Below are 15,304 nucleotides of genomic sequence, written 5' to 3'. Positions count from 1 at the left end.
GACGTCAGGCCCGCTCTTCGGCGTACGCCTTGGCGTGCCCGAGCGTGGCGCGGCTGTTGGCGCCGAGCGCCTCGCGGACGAAACCGCGGGCCTCCGTGAGGCTCGCGCCGCCGCCGAGCACGGTACCGATCGCCGCCTCGTTGATCCGGATGGTGTGGCGCGAGGTGACCGAGACGCCGCCCTCGGCCCGCTCGCCGATGAGCCAGCTCCCGGTGTGCAGCGACATCAGGGCGGGCACCTGGATCTGCTTGTAGTGGATGGCGGTGTGCGGCCTGCACACGCGGACCGACCTGGTGGTGTGCCGCCCGCCGTCCCGGGTCGTGGTGTCCATCTCCAGGATCTGCAGGCCGGGATCCGGTTCCTCCAGTGAGACGCGCGCGACGTGGGGAAGCCGCGTGTCCCACGACCCGGCCTCGTTCAGGAAGTCGTAGACGTCCTTGGCGTGCCCGTCGACGTCCACCGTGTCGTCGAAGGTCAGCAGCGGGCCGTCCGCGGAACCGGCGTGCGCCAGTTCGGCGTGCTCGGCGAGCGCGCCGAGTTCGGCGCGGCTGTTGGTGTCGACGGCCCGGTCGATCCAGGCGAGGCCGTCCGGGTCGCCGTCCACGGCGTGGTAGGCGTGCAGCAGCCGGACGCGGCACCGGTCGCCGCCGAGCGGCTCGATCACCCATTCGCCGCTCATCCCGCCGACGGGCGGCTGGGACCGCTCCTGGTGGAAGGCGATCCGCCGCGCGCCCGGGTCGAGGTCGCGCCGCGACACCCAGGTCTTGGCCGTGCCGTTGGCCGTCGCCCAGATCCGGATGCGCTCCCAGGCGTCCGCGCCCCCGACGCGCTCGACGTGCACGGTGGGCCCGAAGATCTGCGGCCAGTTCCCGACGTCGGCGATGAGCCGGTACACCGCGTCCGGCGGCGCGGCGATGGCGATGTCGTGCTCGACCTCACGGTGTGGGGCCGCGGGCATGGTTCCTCCAGGGTGGTCCGGCGAATGGGCGTGCGGGCGGCGGGACGCTCAGAAGTTCCCGAGGCCGCCGCAGACGTTGATGGCCTGGGCCGCGATCGACCCCGCGGCGTCGGAGGCGAGGTAGCCCACGAGCCCGGCGACCTCCTGCGGGGTGGAGTAGCGCCCGAGCGGGATCTTGGCCGTGAACCGTTCCAGCACCTCGTCCTCGGTGACGCCCCACACCTTCGCGTAGCGGCCGCGGACCCCCTGCGCCATCGGGGTCTCCACGTAGCCGGGGCACACGGCGTTGACCGTGATCCCCGTCCGCGCCAGCTCGTTGCCGAGCGCCTTGGTGAAGCCGACGACGCCGTGCTTGGACGCCGAGTACGGCGCGCCGAGGACCACGCCCTGCTTGCCCGCGGTCGAGGCGATGTTGATGACCCGTCCCCAGTCCCGGTCGCGCATGCCGCCGGTGGTCAGCACGCTCCTCGTCATCCGGAACACGCCGTTGAGGTTGGTGTCGATGACGTCGTGCCAGAGGTCGTCGGCGAGGTCGGCGGTGACGCCGCCGCCCCCGCGCCCGGCGTTGTTCACCAGGACCTCGACCGGTCCGTACCGCGCCACGGCGGCCTTGACGAAGTCCTCGACCTGCTCGGCCGACCGCACGTCGCAGGTGGTGCCGTCGACGTCGTGGCCCTGGCCGCGCAGGCGTTCGACGGTCCGCTCGACGCCGCCGGCGCCCCGCGCGCACAGGTAGACGCGGTGTCCGGACGCGGCGAGCAGCTCGGTGACCGCCAGGCCGATCCCGCTGGTCGCGCCGGTGACGATCACCGTCCGCGCGGTCCCGGCGGCCAGGGGGGCGGGCGCGCTCGTGGACGTGGTCATGGTCCCTCCTCCGGGGTTCGTGGTCTCCGCCATCGGTCAGGCCGCGTTGACCACGTCGAGGAGCTGGCGGGGCGTCCTCGCCTCGACCGCGGTGTCGATCTCGACCTCGTAGTCCCGGTTGAGCCGGGACGCCGTCTCCAGCAGGGCGATCGAGTCGTAGCCGAGGTCGCCGAAGTCGGTGTCGAGGATGTCGCCGTCGAGGTCGGCGCCCTCCCCCGCGCCCGCCTCCTCGAGCAGGATCCGCCTGAGGTCGTCCAAGGTCATGGTCCGGTCGGTCATCGTGCCTCCTGCCTCTGGTCGTCTTCCGCCGCCCCCGACCGCAGGACCAGCGCGGAGTTGAACCCGCCGGCCCCGCGCGCGAGGACGAGCGCCGCCCGCACCCGCGCCGGCCGCGCCCGGCCCGTCACGAGGTCGAGCCGGTAGTCCGCCGCGGGCCGCACCTTGGCGGTCGGCGGGATCACCCCGTCCCGCATGCACAGCAGCGCCGCGGCCACGTCGAGCGAGCCCGCGCCCGCCAGCAGCCGCCCGGTGGCGGTCTTGGGCGCGGTCACCGGCACGGCGCCCGGCCCGAACACCGCGGTGATCGCGTCGGCCTCGGCCCGGTCCAGCTCCGGGACGGCCGCCGCGTCGGCGAACACCACGCCGACCTCGTCCGGCGCGGCCCCGGCGTCGGACAGGGCGATCTCGATCGCCCGTCTCAGGGCGGGTTCGCGTCCGCGTCCGGGCGCCGGATCGAAGGTCGCGGCATAGCCGGCGATCTCGCCGTAGACGCGGGGGGCGCCGCGCTCCAGCGCCGCCCGCCGTTCCTCCAGGACGAGCATCGCGCCGCCCTCGCCGGGGACGTGCCCCGCGGCGCGCGGGTCGAAGGGCAGATAGGCGGTCTCCGGGTCGTCGCGGGTACTGATCCGGCCGCCGGCCAGGTGCGCGACCCAGCCCCACGGGCAGATCGTCCCGTCCACCCCTCCGGAGAGCATCAGCCTGGCGTCCCCGCGGAGCCGCCGCCGGGCCTGGGCGATCGCGTCGAGGCCCCCCGCCCCGTCGGAGACGACGACGCCGCTCGGGCCCTTCATCCCGTTGCGGATGGAGATCTGGCCGGTGTTGACCGCGTAGAACCAGGCGAACGACTGGTAGGCGCTGACGTGGCCGGGGCCCTCGCTCCACAGGTTCCGCAGCTGCCGCTGCCCGAACTCGAACCCGCCCGCCGAGGCGGCGGTGCTCACCCCCATGCCGAGCGCGGGCGGTTCGCCCGGCCGCACCGCGGCGTCGGCGAGCGCCCAGTCCGCCGCGACCAGCGCCAGCCGCGTCATCCGGTCGGTCTGCGGGAGCAGCCGCCCGGGCAGGTGGTCGGCCGCCTCGAAGCCGGTCACCTCGCCCGCGAGGCGCGCCGGGTAGCCGGCCGCGTCGAACAGGCCGACCGGTCCGATGCCGTCGCGGCCCGCGCGGGCCGCCGACCAGAACTCCTCCGTGCCGAGGCCCGTCGGCGCGACGACCCCGATCCCCGTCACCACCACCGAGCGGGTCACCGCGCACCCCCCGCGGCGGCGTCCGCGCCGGACAGCACCATGGCGCTCTGGAAACCCCCGAAACCGCTGCCGACGGTCAGCACCGTGTCCGTCCGCCACTCGCGGGCCACGTTCGGGACGTAGTCGAGATCGCACTCCGGGTCGGGGTTGTCCAGGTTCGCGGTCGGCGGGACCACGTGGTCGCGGATCGCGAGGACCGACGCGGCGATCTCCAGCGCGCCGATCGCGCCCAGCGAATGCCCGATCATCGACTTGATCGAGCTGATCGGGACGCGGCGGGCGTGCCCGCCGAGCGCGGTCTTGAACGCCGCCGTCTCGTGGCGGTCGTTCTGCCTGGTCCCCGAGCCGTGGGCGCTGACGTAGTCGAGGTCGCGCGGGTCGGTCCGCGCCGCCCGCAGCGCCGCCGTGATCGCCGCGGCCATCTCCGCCCCGTCCGGCCGCAGCCCCGTCATGTGGAAGGCGTTGGAGCGGGTGGCGAACCCGCTGACCCGCGCGTAGACCTCGGCGCGGCGGGCGCGGGCGTGCTCGCGCTCCTCCAGCACGAACATCGCGGCGCCCTCGCCCAGCACGAACCCGTCGCGGGTCGCGTCGAACGGGCGGGAGGCGCGGGACGGGTCGTCGTTGCGGGGCGTCGTCGCCCGGATCGCGTCGAAGCACGCGAAGGTGATCGGGGACAGCGGCGCGTCGGCCGCCCCGGCGACCATGACGTCGGCGGCGCCCTCCCCGATCAGCTCGCAGGCGTGCGCGACCGCGTCCAGCCCGGAGGTGCACCCGGTGGAGATCACTCCCACCGGGCCCTCGGCGCCGCAGTCGCGCGCCACCTCCGCCGCGAACGAGCTGGGCACGAAGTGGCCGTACAGGTGCGGCACCGCGTACCGGTGGTCGACGAGATGGTTCCGCCCGTCGTCGCTGACGACGCGGTACTCCTCCTCCAGGCCCGTCGTGGCGCCGACCGCGGTGCCCACCGTCACCCCGCGCCGTCCCGGGTCGAGCTCGTCGAGCTCGATGCCGCTGTCCCCGACGGCCTCCCGCGCGGCGACGAGCGCGAACTGGGCCGCGCGGTCCATCCGGCGCACCTCCCGCGCGGTCAGCCCGCTCGCCTCGGCATCGAAGTCGATCTCCGCGGCGACGCGGGAGCGGAAGGGGGCCGGGTCGAAGAACGTCACCGTCCTGGTCGCGGTGCGGCCCTCGGTGAGGAGGCGCCAGAACTCCTTGGTCCCCGCGCCGCCCGGCGCGAGCACCCCGACACCGGTGATCACGACCTCTCGCGTCATCGCCGCCGCTCCGTCCCCGTCACCGGGCGTCCCAGTGGTAGAAGCGGGCGGCCATCGCGTCCCGCGGCGACCGCCACGTCTCCGGGTCGTACGGCGCGACGAAGGGCTTGAGGTCGGCGCTGATCCGCTGGAACCGCGGATGCGTCCTCGCCTCCTCGATCGCCTCGCCGCCGTGGTCGTCGTCGAAGTCCTGGAGGTGGAAGTAGAGCCCCCGGTAGTGGAACAGCTCGCGTCGCCTGGTGCCCATGAGGGCCGGCATCTCGGACCGGTCGAACTCGGCGAACAGGTCCGCCACGGAGCCGGCGTGGGCCGGGTCGAGCCGGGCCACGATCAGTGTGCTGTGCATGGTGTCGTCCCCGATCAGTGAGCGGCCGCCGGACGGTCCCCGCGCCGGCCGGCGACGGCCCGTCCGACGTCGTAGAGGGTCCGCGCGGCGGCCTTGGGCTTGAACGTCCTGGACGTGACCGAGCGCCCGACCAGGTCCTCGAAGGCGCCCCTGCGCAGCTCGGCGAGCTTCAGCCGGTTCATCTCCAGGTCCCATTCGGCGAACGGGCGCGCCGCCGGGGCGATCGTCCGCGGCCAGTCGAGCGCCGAGTCCAGCAGCGCCCCGGCCCGTTCCACCTCGTGGGCGAGCAGCTCGCGCAGGGCCGGGGAGAACGGGCCGTCGTCGAGCTGCCGTTCGAGACCCTCCCGGTCCAGGTCGAACAGGGCCAGGTGCTCCAGCGGGAGGAACAGCCGGCCGAGCGCCAGGTCCTCGCGCAGGTCCCAGATGAAATCGATCAGCTGGAACGAGCGGGTGGCGGCGCGGCACAGCTCGTGCGACCCGGCCGCGCGCGGCTCGAAGAACGTGTTCGCCCAGATCGCGGGCGGCGCCATCGGGTCGAGGTACTCCTTCTCCAGCGCCGCGTAGGTCACGAACTCGCGCTGCTCCAGGATCCTGCGCTGCGTCGCCAGGTACTCCCGCGCCTCCGTGAGGGGCAGGTCCCAGGTCCGCATGAAGTGGACGAGCGCCGCCGTCAGGGCGCCGTTGACCCGGTCCTCCGCGTCCGCGGCGGAGGCCCGCTCGCCCTCCACGGCGGCGTCGAAGGCGGCCTCCAGCCGGTCCAGCCGCCAGTTCCGCACGGCCACGCCGCGGCTTCGGTCGTCGACGATGTCGTCCAGGTAGGTGATGAAGGCGAAGAGCACCTCCAGGTACGGGCGCTTGCGCACCGACACCAGGTAGCGGATCAGGAAGGGGGCGCCCCGGGCCCTGGCCTTCTTGGCGAGCAGGTCGCTCGCGACCAGGTAGCCGGTGCGGACCGGCCCGGTGATGCCCGCGGAATCGAGCTCACGATGGGTCAACGCAGGCTCCTCGCTCTGTCGAGACATGGACGGCCGCCGCGGCGAACAGCGTGGTGAGCACCGGGGAACCGAAGTAGACCGGCAGGCGGCCGAGGGTGAAGTAGGGCAGCGCGGCCCAGGACCCGTCCCGCGCCTGCTGGTCGAGAAGCGCCCGCAGCCGCGCCTCCCGGCCGTCCCGCAGCCCGATGTTGTGCGCCGCGATCACGCGCAGCGCCACGTTCAGGGCGGTGCGCGGGTCGTCGCGGCCGCGGGCGGGCGCCGGCGCCTCCCGCGCGGTGATCGCCTGCGCGAGGGGCTCCCTCAGCCACGGCCCGCACTCGGGGAAGTCCTTGACGAGCCTGGAGGCCGCGAACAGGAACGCCTCGGGCGCGGGGTAGTAGCGGCTTCCCTGCAAGTAGGAGTCCGAGAGCAGGTGCGCGGCGACGTACCGCTGCGTGGCGTCGATGACGTCGTCGGCGTTCCGCAGCCCGAGGGTCCGGGCCTCCATGAGGACGCAGAGCGCGTTGGCGCAGACGACCGGGTCGTGGCACCGGCTGCGGGGCAGGGCGTCCGGTTCGGCGCCGTCGTGCCAGTAGACGGTCGGAACACCCGGATGGAGGAGCGTCTCCCCGTCCCGTCCGGCGCCGCTCCGGTCCGCGTCGCCGGCCGGCACGGCGGCGAGGAGCAGCTCCTGTGCCGTCGCCACCAGGTCGCCGGCCGGGATCAGGCCCCGCTCGTACAGCGCGTGCCCGGCCACCGCCGTGCAGTCGACGTCCGCCGGGAAGCCGTTGCGGTCCAGGAAGAACCGGAACCGCGGACCCGACCGGCCCTGGCCGGCCCTCCGCGCGAAGTCGCGGATCAGTGCTTCCTCCGACGCCGGCAGGAGCGGCAGGCCGCAGATCGCGACCCACTGGTCGTCGCCCAGGTCGTAGCCGATGTCGGTCCCGGTGGCCAGCGAGATCCGCTTGCGCGCCTCGGAGGGCGGGAACGACGACTCGAAGAAGGGGTCGAAGGTGAGCAGGCTCGGAATGGGCCCGTCCTCGGCGGCGGCCCTGATGAAGGCCAGCGCGTCGCGGAGCGCCCGCTCCGGCTCCCGCTCGTCCCACCCGAATCCTCCGCCGGGCACCGCCCACCTCCTGCCGGACGCCTGGGTCCGCTCGCGTGGTCGCACGGTCTCGCCTCCCTTCAGTCGCCGTCCGAGAGCGGCGTGAGCCCGGCGAGCCGCTGCGCCAGGACGTCCATCCCGCCGTCGATCGTGATGAGCCGCCCCGCGGTCGCGGCGGCGCGCCGGTCCACCAGCTGCGCGATCACCTGGCCGACGTCCTCCGGCTCCATCAGCCGGCCGAGCACCGAACGCTCCTCCAGGTGCTCGCGCAGCCCGGGGGGCATCACCCCCGCGCTCGCCTCGGTGAGCACGAAACCCGGCGCGACGGCGTTGACGCTGATCCCGAACCTGCCCGCGTCGGCCGCCGCGTGCCGGCTGAACGCCTCCAGCGCCGCCTTGGCCGCCGAGTGCGCGATGCTGCCCGCGCTCGCGGCGGCGGCGGTGCTCGACACGTGGACGATCCGGCCCGCCCGCCGCTCCCGCATGACCGCGACCGCCCGCCGGGTCAGGAAGAAGGCCCCCGCCAGCTCCCGGACGACCTTGTGCTCGAACGCGCTCCACGGCAGGGCCGACAGCGGCTCGAACGTGGGCGGCGCGGTGTTGGCGTTGCAGACCAGGACGTCGATCCCGCCGTGCTCGGCGGCCACCCGCTCGACGAGCCCGCCGGCCTCGTCCTCGTCGCACACGTCGGCCCGCAGCGCCCGCGCGGTGCCCCCCTCGGCCTCGATCGCCTTGACCACGTCCCGCGCGGCGGCGGCGTCGGAGAGGTAGTTGACGATCACCTCGTAGCCGTGCCGGCCCAGGACCCGCGCGGTCCCCGCGCCGATCCCCCGGCCGGCCCCGCTGACGAGCGCGACCTCCCGCCGCCGGCCCATGTGCTCCCCCATGCCCCGGTCCCCGCTCAGACCTCGTCGCCCGGCCGGACGTCGAGCTCCACCCGGTAGTCGATGGGACGGGCGATGATGTGCAGTTCCGGGTCGTCCAGGATCCGGTGCACCGCGGCCCGCCAGCCGGGGTCCTCGCGCGCCGCGTCCAGGGCCTTTCCGCTCTCCCATTCCGCGACGTTGACGAAGGCGGTCTCCACCGATTCGTCCAGCGCGCGGTACATGACGGCGCGGATGAATCCCGGCTGCCCCGACATCGCCCTCACGTTGTCCCGCCAGCGCGTCAGAAAGCGTTCCGACTCGCCGGGCGGGACGGTGAACGCGTTGATCAGCGTCACCGGGCCGTCGAGATTCGACCGGTTGAGCTCGATGCCCTCGAAACCAATGTCCCCGCTCACCTGCGGCCCCTTTCTGGGTTATTTGAAGGATCCGGCGTTCTCGAACGCCCATTCACGGAAGGTGCGCGGGGGCCGCCCGGTGACGTCCCGCACCGCCGAGCGCACGCCGGGGCTGTCCATGAAGCACACGCCGTAGCCCTCGGCGACCTGCTCGGGAGCGACCCGGATCCGCTCCAGCAGCACCGGATCCCGGGTCTCCTCGAACACCAGCTCGCGGCCCAGCGCCGCGCCGATCGCCTCGACCTTGTGCTCGGCGGTCAGCTCCGCCGGGCCGGTCAGCGCGTACGTCCGCCCCTCGTGCCCGTCCTCGACCAGGACCCGCGCCGCGACGTCGGCGACGTCCGCGGGGTCGATCACCGGGGACGGCAGGCCCGCGCTCGGCTTGCGCACGGCGTCGCCGTCCCGGATCTCCCGGGCCCAGGCCAGCGTGTTGGACGCGAACTCCCACGGCCGCAGCACGGTTCCGCGCAGCCCGGCCTCGCGCATGACGGCCTCGGTCCCGAGCGAGAGCCGGCCGACGAACGACATCGGCCGCGTCTCGGCCAGCAGGGAGGTCACGAGGACGACCCGGGCCACGCGGGCGCCCGCCGCGGCGCGCAGCACCCGCGCCGGGTCCCCGGACTCCAGGAACAGGAAGAGCGCCTCGACCCCGTCCAGGGCCCGCTCGAGGAACGCGGGCTCGTTCAGATCGCCTTCGAGGATCTCGACCTCGTCGGGGAGGACCGCGCCCGCCCTGCCCGCGTCCCGCGTGGTCACGCGCGGCGCGACGCCGGACCGGCGGAGCCGCCGCACCAGCGGCACTCCCATGTTTCCGGTCGCCCCTGTCACCAGAATCATGAAGCTGAACTCCTTGGAGAGCACGGCACGCCGATACGCGCCATCGTCGAATGTCCGCAACGCCCGCACGGCTCCGGCCGTGCGCCGTTCTCCGCCCGCCGGATTCGACTCACCGGTCGGCGTCGCGAAAGAAACGCTAAAGGGGCGCGTTGGCGGCGATCTGGCGCTCTCCTTGCGCCGACCTTGCGCGCCGTGCGAAAGGGCGCTCTCCGCGAATTCGGACCGTGCCTCTCAGCCGCTTTCGGCGCAGCTCACGGGGCGCTGAGGCATGCGGTCCGGAGGGGACGTCACCGGCTTCGCGAACGGCGCCGGGACGGCCGTTCGGGCGGCCTGAGGCTCACCTCGGCCTTACCTCGATCCCCGGCACCTGTGGCCAGAGTGTGCGCAGGATGCGGTCCAGAACGCGCGGCGGCTCGTGCAGGACGACCCGGCGGCCGCCGTCCAGCCGCTGCGCGACGGCCGCCAGGACCGCCGTGCCGCCGGCGTCCACGAACGACAGCTCCGACAACTCCAGGTGGACGTCCGTACCCGCGCAGGCCGCCAGCGCCCGGTCGAGGGCGGCGGCCCACTGGTCACGGTTGAGCACGCCGATCTCGCCCGCCACCCTCATCCCGGGCGGGTCCGCCAGCTCGACCACGCGCAGATCGGTCACGTCGTCTCCCGACTGCAGCACACGGCCCTACCCGTGTCCCGCCACAGCCGGTCAAAACTCCTAAAAGCGGAAGGATCACCCATCGGCCCACCGGGGGCGCCGGACCGGCCACGGCCCGGCCGCCGGTGTCGCGGGACGGTGGGCGGGCATGCCCGGGACACAGCCCTCCGGCGGTGAGGGCGGACGGGCGGGAGCGACGCGGGGGGCCGACATGATCGGAATAGCCGACATCCGGGAATGGCGCACGCGGGACGTCGTCGACGACAGAGGGCGCAAGATCGGCACCCTGGAGGCGGTCTACGTCGACACCCGGACCGACCAGCCGGCCATGGCCACGGTCCAGGTCGGCCTGCCGACCCGCCACCGGCTGACCTTCGTCCCCCTGGACGGGGCGGTCGTCGGACCCGGGTACGTCCGGGTCGCCTACGCCAAGTCGCTGGTCAAGGAGGCCCCGGCGATCGGGACCGACGACGTGCTGCCCGCCGGGGACGAGGAGGGCGTCTTCCGTCACTACGGCCTGACGTACCAGCCCGGCGCCGGCGGCGAACGCCGGCTCGCGCGCCGCTGAGCGCGGCCCGCCGGCAGAGGGCCGCGCTCGGCCGACGGCCCGCCTCAGCCGGCGAGGTGGGGCGCGAGCCGCTCCAGGGCGTCGACGGCGGACGGCAGGTCGGGGGCCAGGGGGTGCAGCAGGACGTGGTCGGCCCCGGCGTCGAGATGATCGCGCAGCCGCCCGGCGACGGCGCGTTCGTCCCCCCAGGCGAGGGTGGCGTCGATGAGGCGGTCGCTGCGATCGTCCACCAGGTCGGCGTCCCCGTAGCCGAGCCGGCGGTAGTTCTTGGTGTAGGGCGTCTCCACATTGCGCATTCCGAGCGCGAGGAGCGCCCGGAGGCTCTTGCGGGCCGTGTCGGGGTCCTCCTCCAGGACGAGAGCCTGATGCGGAATCACCAGTCCGCCGGACCCGAGCAGCCTGCGGGCGATCTCGGTGTGCTCGACCGGCTGCAGGAAGGGGTGGACGCCGTCGGCGCGGTCGGCCGCCAGCGCGTGCGCCTTCGGCCCGAGGGCGGCCAGGACGCGCGGGTAGCGCACCTGGATCGGCGACCGCTCGGCCGCGCGGTCCATGACGTCCAGGTATTCGCGCAGCGCGGTGAGCGGCCGGTCGCCGCCCTGACCGCCGAGCCCGAGGACGAGCCGTCCCGGGTAGGCCTCGGCGAGCGTGGCGGCGGCGCTGTGCGTCGCCTCGGGCAGCCGCGTGGAGACGTTGGCGATGCCCGATCCGACGACGAGACGGTCCGTCGCCGCCAGGAGCACCGCGAGCTGGGCGAAGATCTCGCGGCCCCCCACGGGCGCGACCACCGGCGGCTCGCCCGTCCACAGGGAGGCGTAGCCGAGCCGTTCGATCCGCGCCGCCTGCTCGCGCTGCACCGCCACCGGGGTGGTCAGGAGCGTCGGGGGCGCGATCCACACTCCGAACCGGCTCGGCCACTCCCGCGCGAACGCCTTGCCCGGTCCTTGCCCGCTCTGTTCGGCGGCCATCGCCGTCCCCTTCCAGGAATAATCGGAGCAGGGCTCCATTGAGCCCGGAAGCCACCATACGGAGCACTGGTCCGCTTAGCAACACCCCCCGGCGAGGGACCGCTCCCGCGCGGCCGGACGCGGCCTCCGGCCACCTTCCGGACGATCCCGTCCGGCTTCCCCGCGCCCGGGCGGGCACCATAGCCACGCCCTGGCGTGCGGTGTATCCCCGCGACCGACGACGGCCTGCCGGTAGGAGCGCCGGTCGACCGGCTCGTGGCAGCGGCGCGCGTCCCCGAAGAGGGAGTCGGAGACGATCGCGGCCAGGTCGTCTCCCGCGGCCCGCGTCGCCTCTTTGAACGCCGGGGCCTCCAGGAGCCGGAACGGCAGCAGGGAGGCGGCCCCGGTCACCCCGTAAGCATCGAAATGGACGGCACCGAAATGCAGGGCCACCCGCAGGCGAAGGGGGGATCCGGAATGACCGTCACCGTCCCTCAGGACGGCCCGCAGGCGACACAGAAAAGGGTCGAGGTACCGGCCCGCCGGGGCCGCCCGGGGCGCCACGAGCAATACCCCGCCTCCCCTGTCCTCCCGATAGCAATGCGCCCACGGCAGGCCGCTGATCACAAAGGCGTCCCGGAGATTCTCGTACATCCTGGGGCGAATTGCGGCCTGATCACGGAAGTCGCGGTGGTACGCCCCGGGCGCCACGACGTCGGCGGCGAGGAGGATTCTCGGACTGAGCGCGCTGGGGCCCGGACACATGTCCCTCGCCGATCGGCCGGGGTCCCCGGAGTCCGGTTCACCGCCCCGCCGGGCCGCGTCCCGGAATTTCACGCCGGGACCCGGGTGGGGAGGGAGTCGTAGGGGGGTTCGAGTTGATCGTCCACCCAGAATTCGATGATCTCCTCTGGACTGAGGTCGTCGACCGGGCCGGCGGGCAGGGACCGGCCCGTGCGGGCCGCCCAGGTCGTGAACAGCGAGAGCGCCAGAACCGCGGTGTCCCCCGCGGCTCCGGACGCCGGATGATCGGCGGCCGGAGTGACGCGGGTGACCGGCGATGGCGCGGAGTCGAGCATCATTCGGGGCCCTTTCGTGTGCCTGCGCTCGGGGACCACACTGGACGGAGAAGCCGCGCGAGGCCGGGCGTCCGCGGGAGTTCGGACGTCTCCGGATAGACCGGGGACCGGTCTCAGGGCCAAACCCGAATACTTTGAGCACTATGCTCGGAAATGTCCGACTCTAGATTCATGTGCATCATGCTAGAAATGCGTCGGATGACCCTGACGAAGGGCGGCGCTGGATGGCATCATGCGGCCCGCGATCGGGATCATTGCGGATTGGATCATGAACATGTCTGACGCCCGCGACGCGCGCGTGGTGCTGGCCTTCGCGGCCCGGCTCGAGGACGCCTGGTTCCGCGCGGGGCCGCCGAGCTTCGACGAGGCCGAGAAGATGTCGAGAAAGATCAGAATGCCGGTCGGGGAGTTCAGGTTCGAGCCGCTGGCGAGCTCCACCATCCAGGAGCACGTCCGCGGCCGGCGCAAGCGCCTTCCGCGCTGGGAGTGGACGGCCTCGCTGGTGACGACGCTGCGCGCGCTGGCCGCCGGGCGCGGCAGAAACCCGGACACGATCGGTACCGTCCGGGAATGGAAGATCAGATACGAGGCCGCCCAGGCGCGGCTGAGCGCCGCCGGGGCCCGCGCCGACGACGCGGCGCCGGGACGCGCGGACACCGCCTCGGTCGAGCGGCTGGCCGCCACGCTGGCACTGTCCGGCCCGTCCGCGGCCGTTCTCGGCCAGGGGCGGGCGGGAGCGGGCGCCGCGGCGTCGTCCATCGACCACGACGGCTCCCGGCGGTCGGAGCTCCTGGATCTGGCCCGGCGCACGTACGCCGGGCTGTGGTGGCCTCCGCGGCTCACCGATCTCGTCCCCGACTGGTTCGCGCCCTACCTGAGCCTGGAACCCGCGGCGCGGGTCATCCGCGGCTACGAGCCGCAGTACGTTCACGGGCTGCTCCAGACCCCGGGCTATGCCGAGGCCGTCGTCCGGCTGGAGCACCAGTCCGCTCCGGCGGCGCAGATCGAACGGCGCGTCGAACTGAGGATGCTGCGCCAGGAGCTCCTCACCCGGCCGAACGCACCCCACCTCTGGGTGGTGCTCGACGAGGCGACCCTGCACCGCCAGTACGGGGACCGCCGGATCCTGCGCGGGCAGATCCGGCACCTCATCGCGCTGTCCGAGCGCAAGAACGTCACGATCCAGGTGATGGCCTTCACCCAGGGCGGCCACCACGCGGCCGAGGGCGCCGTCGCCATCCTGCGGTTCGCCGAGAGGCAGGTTCCCGACGTCGTCTATCTGGAGCACCCGTCCGGCGCGCGTTATCCGACCGATCCCGCCAACATTCACTATCACAGCGTGACATTGGATCGGCTCATAGCACGGGCGCAACAGCCCCACGCGGCCCGGGAGTTCCTCCACCGGCGGCTCCGGGAAATATGATCAGGCCCGCGGGGGTTGTCCCGCCCGCGTCCGCTTGATTTCCTGGCACGGGGTCGCCGCGGGCGCGCCCCGGACAGTGGGACGACCTTCTGGAGGTGGCCACCGTGCCCGGCGACGAATCCTTTTCCTGGGACGAGGCCGAGAAGGACCTGACCGCCGGAATCGACACCTCGGTTCCGCATTCGGCCAGGATCTGGAACTACTGGATGGGCGGCAAGGACAACTATCCGGTGGACCAGGAGGCCGGTGACCAGTTCGCCGCCATCTATCCCGGGATCGTGGACATGGCCCGCGCCTCGCGGTACTTCATCATGCGCATGGTCCGCCACCTGGCCGCCGACCTGGGAGTACGCCAGTTCCTCGACATCGGGACCGGCCTGCCGAGCCATGACAGCACCCATGAGGTCGCGCACCAGGTGTCCCCCGGCTCACGCGTCGTCTACGTCGACAACGACCCGCTCGTGCTCGTCCACGCGCGGGCCCTGCTGACCAGTGAGAACGCGGAGGGGACGGATTACATCGACGCCGACCTGCACGATCCGGGCGCGATTGTGCGGGTCGCCCGCGAAAAGCTGGACTTCGGCCGCCCGATCGCCCTGATGCTCATGGGAGTTCTGGGCCACATCGAAATCGGGGAGGACGATCGCAAGGCGCTCGAAATCGTCGGTACGCTGAAAGACGCGCTTCCCTCCGGCAGTCATCTCGCGCTCTATGACGGGACGAACACCAGCATGGCCTACGTCGAGGCGATCCGCCTTTACAACGAGGGCGGCTCGCTGCCCTACCATCTGCGCAGCCCGGAGCAGCTCGACCGCTTCTTCGACGGCTTCGAGCGGCTCGACCCGGGACTGGTGCAGATCCGCCGGTGGCGTCCCGACCCGGCGGCGCCGGCGGCCGGCGCCGACGCGGAGGCCGATGTGGACGCCTGGGGCGGCCTGGCCCGCAAGCCGTGACCCCGCCCCGTGATTGCTCGCCCCGTGATGGCTCGCCCAGGGATGACACGCACGCCAGTGACCCGCCCGGTGGTGGGCCCGCCCGGCTTCGCGGCGACGGGAGGGCGGCGGGTGCGGACGGGTTCAGGCGGTGACGGCCGTGCGGGAGCCCCGGCCTGGGAGCGCAATACGGTCCGCCCGGGGCACCGGTTCCCGAGGCACGCGCACGCGGACTGGTCCGTGGCGGTCGTGTGCGGCGGGGCGGGCCTCATCGACACCGCGGGAGCCTCGCACGAGGCGCCGGCCGGGGCGATCACCGTGCTGCACCCCGGCGAGCCGCACCGCAGCCGGGCGCACCCCGGGACCGGCCTGGACTACCTCGTCGTCACCGTCGGCAGGGCGGCCGCGGCCGAGCTCTACGGCGGGCCGGGCGACCCGGTCTTCACCGACCGCGTGATCGACGACCCGGGCTGCGCCGGAGCGCTCCTCGCCGCGTGCGAGGCGGACGGACGGCGGCCGGGCGGCGCGGCGCCGGAGCTCGCG

Annotated in this window: 18 protein-coding genes; 4 read left to right on the top strand and 14 right to left on the bottom strand. The window is 73.6% G+C overall.

The features are described from left to right. Window positions 1-4 precede the first annotated feature (4 nt). The 12 genes from E1291_RS16875 to E1291_RS16820 all read right to left on the bottom strand — a co-directional run bounded on the left by E1291_RS16875 (window position 5) and on the right by E1291_RS16820 (window position 9,815). Complete coding sequence (locus E1291_RS16875) at window positions 5-958, bottom strand: aromatase/cyclase (RefSeq protein ID WP_131738763.1); 954 nt, start codon at window positions 956-958, stop codon at window positions 5-7. Between the two features lie 48 nt (window positions 959-1,006). Then, window positions 1,007-1,822, bottom strand: coding sequence for an SDR family NAD(P)-dependent oxidoreductase (locus tag E1291_RS16870; RefSeq protein ID WP_131738762.1), 816 nt, complete (start codon window positions 1,820-1,822; stop codon window positions 1,007-1,009). 36 nt (window positions 1,823-1,858) lie between these two features. Next, window positions 1,859-2,101, bottom strand: coding sequence for an acyl carrier protein (locus E1291_RS16865; protein ID WP_131738761.1), 243 nt, complete (start codon window positions 2,099-2,101; stop codon window positions 1,859-1,861). Continuing rightward, entirely contained in the window at window positions 2,098-3,345 is a 1,248-nt protein-coding gene (locus E1291_RS16860) for a ketosynthase chain-length factor (protein WP_131738760.1), read from the bottom strand. The genes E1291_RS16865 and E1291_RS16860 overlap by 4 nt, the downstream gene beginning before the upstream one ends. Further along, the gene (locus E1291_RS16855) at window positions 3,342-4,619 is read right to left on the bottom strand and encodes a beta-ketoacyl-[acyl-carrier-protein] synthase family protein (RefSeq protein WP_131738759.1); all 1,278 of its coding nucleotides are present in this window, start codon (window positions 4,617-4,619) and stop codon (window positions 3,342-3,344) included. Before E1291_RS16855 ends, E1291_RS16860 begins: the two co-directional genes overlap by 4 nt. 19 nt (window positions 4,620-4,638) lie before the next feature. Further along, entirely contained in the window at window positions 4,639-4,965 is a 327-nt protein-coding gene (locus E1291_RS16850; protein ID WP_131738758.1) for a TcmI family type II polyketide cyclase, read from the bottom strand. 14 nt (window positions 4,966-4,979) lie between these two features. Then, window positions 4,980-5,960, bottom strand: a complete 981-nt coding sequence (locus E1291_RS16845; protein ID WP_165495148.1) for a squalene/phytoene synthase family protein — start codon at window positions 5,958-5,960, stop codon at window positions 4,980-4,982. Then, entirely contained in the window at window positions 5,947-7,110 is a 1,164-nt protein-coding gene (locus E1291_RS42020) for a hypothetical protein (protein ID WP_165495147.1), read from the bottom strand. The genes E1291_RS16845 and E1291_RS42020 overlap by 14 nt, the downstream gene beginning before the upstream one ends. Before the next feature lie 14 nt (window positions 7,111-7,124). After that, window positions 7,125-7,931 carry an SDR family oxidoreductase gene (locus tag E1291_RS16835; protein ID WP_207400771.1) on the bottom strand — a complete coding sequence of 269 codons (807 nt, stop codon included), beginning with the start codon at window positions 7,929-7,931 and terminating at the stop codon, window positions 7,125-7,127. A 14-nt stretch (window positions 7,932-7,945) separates the two neighbouring features. Beyond that, on the bottom strand, window positions 7,946-8,326 hold the full coding sequence (locus tag E1291_RS16830; protein ID WP_131738756.1) for an antibiotic biosynthesis monooxygenase family protein: 381 nt from the start codon (window positions 8,324-8,326) through the stop codon (window positions 7,946-7,948). Between the two features lie 18 nt (window positions 8,327-8,344). Beyond that, entirely contained in the window at window positions 8,345-9,163 is an 819-nt protein-coding gene (locus E1291_RS16825) for an SDR family oxidoreductase (protein WP_131738755.1), read from the bottom strand. A 337-nt stretch (window positions 9,164-9,500) separates the two neighbouring features. Beyond that, window positions 9,501-9,815 (bottom strand): STAS domain-containing protein, encoded by a 315-nt coding sequence (locus tag E1291_RS16820; protein WP_207400770.1) that lies wholly within the window; start codon window positions 9,813-9,815, stop codon window positions 9,501-9,503. 211 nt (window positions 9,816-10,026) lie between these two features. On the opposite strand from E1291_RS16820, the gene E1291_RS16815 reads away from it, so the two are divergent. Then, window positions 10,027-10,383: a PRC-barrel domain-containing protein gene (locus E1291_RS16815; protein ID WP_131738754.1), complete on the top strand. Its 357-nt coding sequence runs from the start codon at window positions 10,027-10,029 to the stop codon at window positions 10,381-10,383. Between the two features lie 44 nt (window positions 10,384-10,427). Here the strand turns inward: E1291_RS16815 and E1291_RS16810 are convergent, their stop codons facing one another. Both E1291_RS16810 and E1291_RS16805 read right to left on the bottom strand, forming a co-directional pair. Then, entirely contained in the window at window positions 10,428-11,348 is a 921-nt protein-coding gene (locus E1291_RS16810) for a TIGR03620 family F420-dependent LLM class oxidoreductase (RefSeq protein ID WP_131738753.1), read from the bottom strand. An 812-nt stretch (window positions 11,349-12,160) separates the two neighbouring features. After that, on the bottom strand, window positions 12,161-12,409 hold the full coding sequence (locus E1291_RS16805) for a hypothetical protein (protein WP_131738752.1): 249 nt from the start codon (window positions 12,407-12,409) through the stop codon (window positions 12,161-12,163). 265 nt (window positions 12,410-12,674) lie between these two features. On the opposite strand from E1291_RS16805, the gene E1291_RS16800 reads away from it, so the two are divergent. The 3 genes from E1291_RS16800 to E1291_RS44645 form a co-directional block, all read left to right on the top strand. Beyond that, the gene (locus tag E1291_RS16800) at window positions 12,675-13,829 is read left to right on the top strand and encodes a DUF5753 domain-containing protein (RefSeq protein ID WP_131738751.1); all 1,155 of its coding nucleotides are present in this window, start codon (window positions 12,675-12,677) and stop codon (window positions 13,827-13,829) included. A 104-nt stretch (window positions 13,830-13,933) separates the two neighbouring features. Next, window positions 13,934-14,782: an SAM-dependent methyltransferase gene (locus tag E1291_RS16795; RefSeq protein WP_131738775.1), complete on the top strand. Its 849-nt coding sequence runs from the start codon at window positions 13,934-13,936 to the stop codon at window positions 14,780-14,782. A 27-nt stretch (window positions 14,783-14,809) separates the two neighbouring features. Beyond that, a partial coding sequence (locus tag E1291_RS44645) for an AraC family ligand binding domain-containing protein (protein ID WP_306434468.1) occupies window positions 14,810-15,304 on the top strand: 495 nt, incomplete at its 3' end.

The sequence above is a fragment of the Actinomadura roseirufa genome (assembly GCF_900659635.1).
GTDB lineage: Bacteria > Actinomycetota > Actinomycetes > Streptosporangiales > Streptosporangiaceae > Spirillospora > Spirillospora roseirufa.
This window is presented reverse-complemented; position numbering and strand designations above follow the sequence as displayed.

Excerpts from the sequence above, each read along its gene's own strand:
- E1291_RS16850 (WP_131738758.1), bottom strand. The coding sequence starts at position 4,965 with ATGCACAGCACACTGATCGTGGCCCGGCTCGACCCGGCCCACGCCGGC.
- E1291_RS16805 (WP_131738752.1), bottom strand. The coding sequence starts at position 12,409 with ATGATGCTCGACTCCGCGCCATCGCCGGTCACCCGCGTCACTCCGGCC.
- E1291_RS16865 (WP_131738761.1), bottom strand. The coding sequence starts at position 2,101 with ATGACCGACCGGACCATGACCTTGGACGACCTCAGGCGGATCCTGCTC.
- E1291_RS16875 (WP_131738763.1), bottom strand. The coding sequence starts at position 958 with ATGCCCGCGGCCCCACACCGTGAGGTCGAGCACGACATCGCCATCGCC.
- E1291_RS16835 (WP_207400771.1), bottom strand. The coding sequence starts at position 7,931 with ATGGGGGAGCACATGGGCCGGCGGCGGGAGGTCGCGCTCGTCAGCGGG.
- E1291_RS16855 (WP_131738759.1), bottom strand. The coding sequence starts at position 4,619 with ATGACGCGAGAGGTCGTGATCACCGGTGTCGGGGTGCTCGCGCCGGGC.
- E1291_RS16800 (WP_131738751.1), top strand. The coding sequence starts at position 12,675 with ATGAACATGTCTGACGCCCGCGACGCGCGCGTGGTGCTGGCCTTCGCG.
- E1291_RS16870 (WP_131738762.1), bottom strand. The coding sequence starts at position 1,822 with ATGACCACGTCCACGAGCGCGCCCGCCCCCCTGGCCGCCGGGACCGCG.
- E1291_RS16825 (WP_131738755.1), bottom strand. The coding sequence starts at position 9,163 with ATGATTCTGGTGACAGGGGCGACCGGAAACATGGGAGTGCCGCTGGTG.
- E1291_RS16810 (WP_131738753.1), bottom strand. The coding sequence starts at position 11,348 with ATGGCCGCCGAACAGAGCGGGCAAGGACCGGGCAAGGCGTTCGCGCGG.
- E1291_RS16815 (WP_131738754.1), top strand. The coding sequence starts at position 10,027 with ATGATCGGAATAGCCGACATCCGGGAATGGCGCACGCGGGACGTCGTC.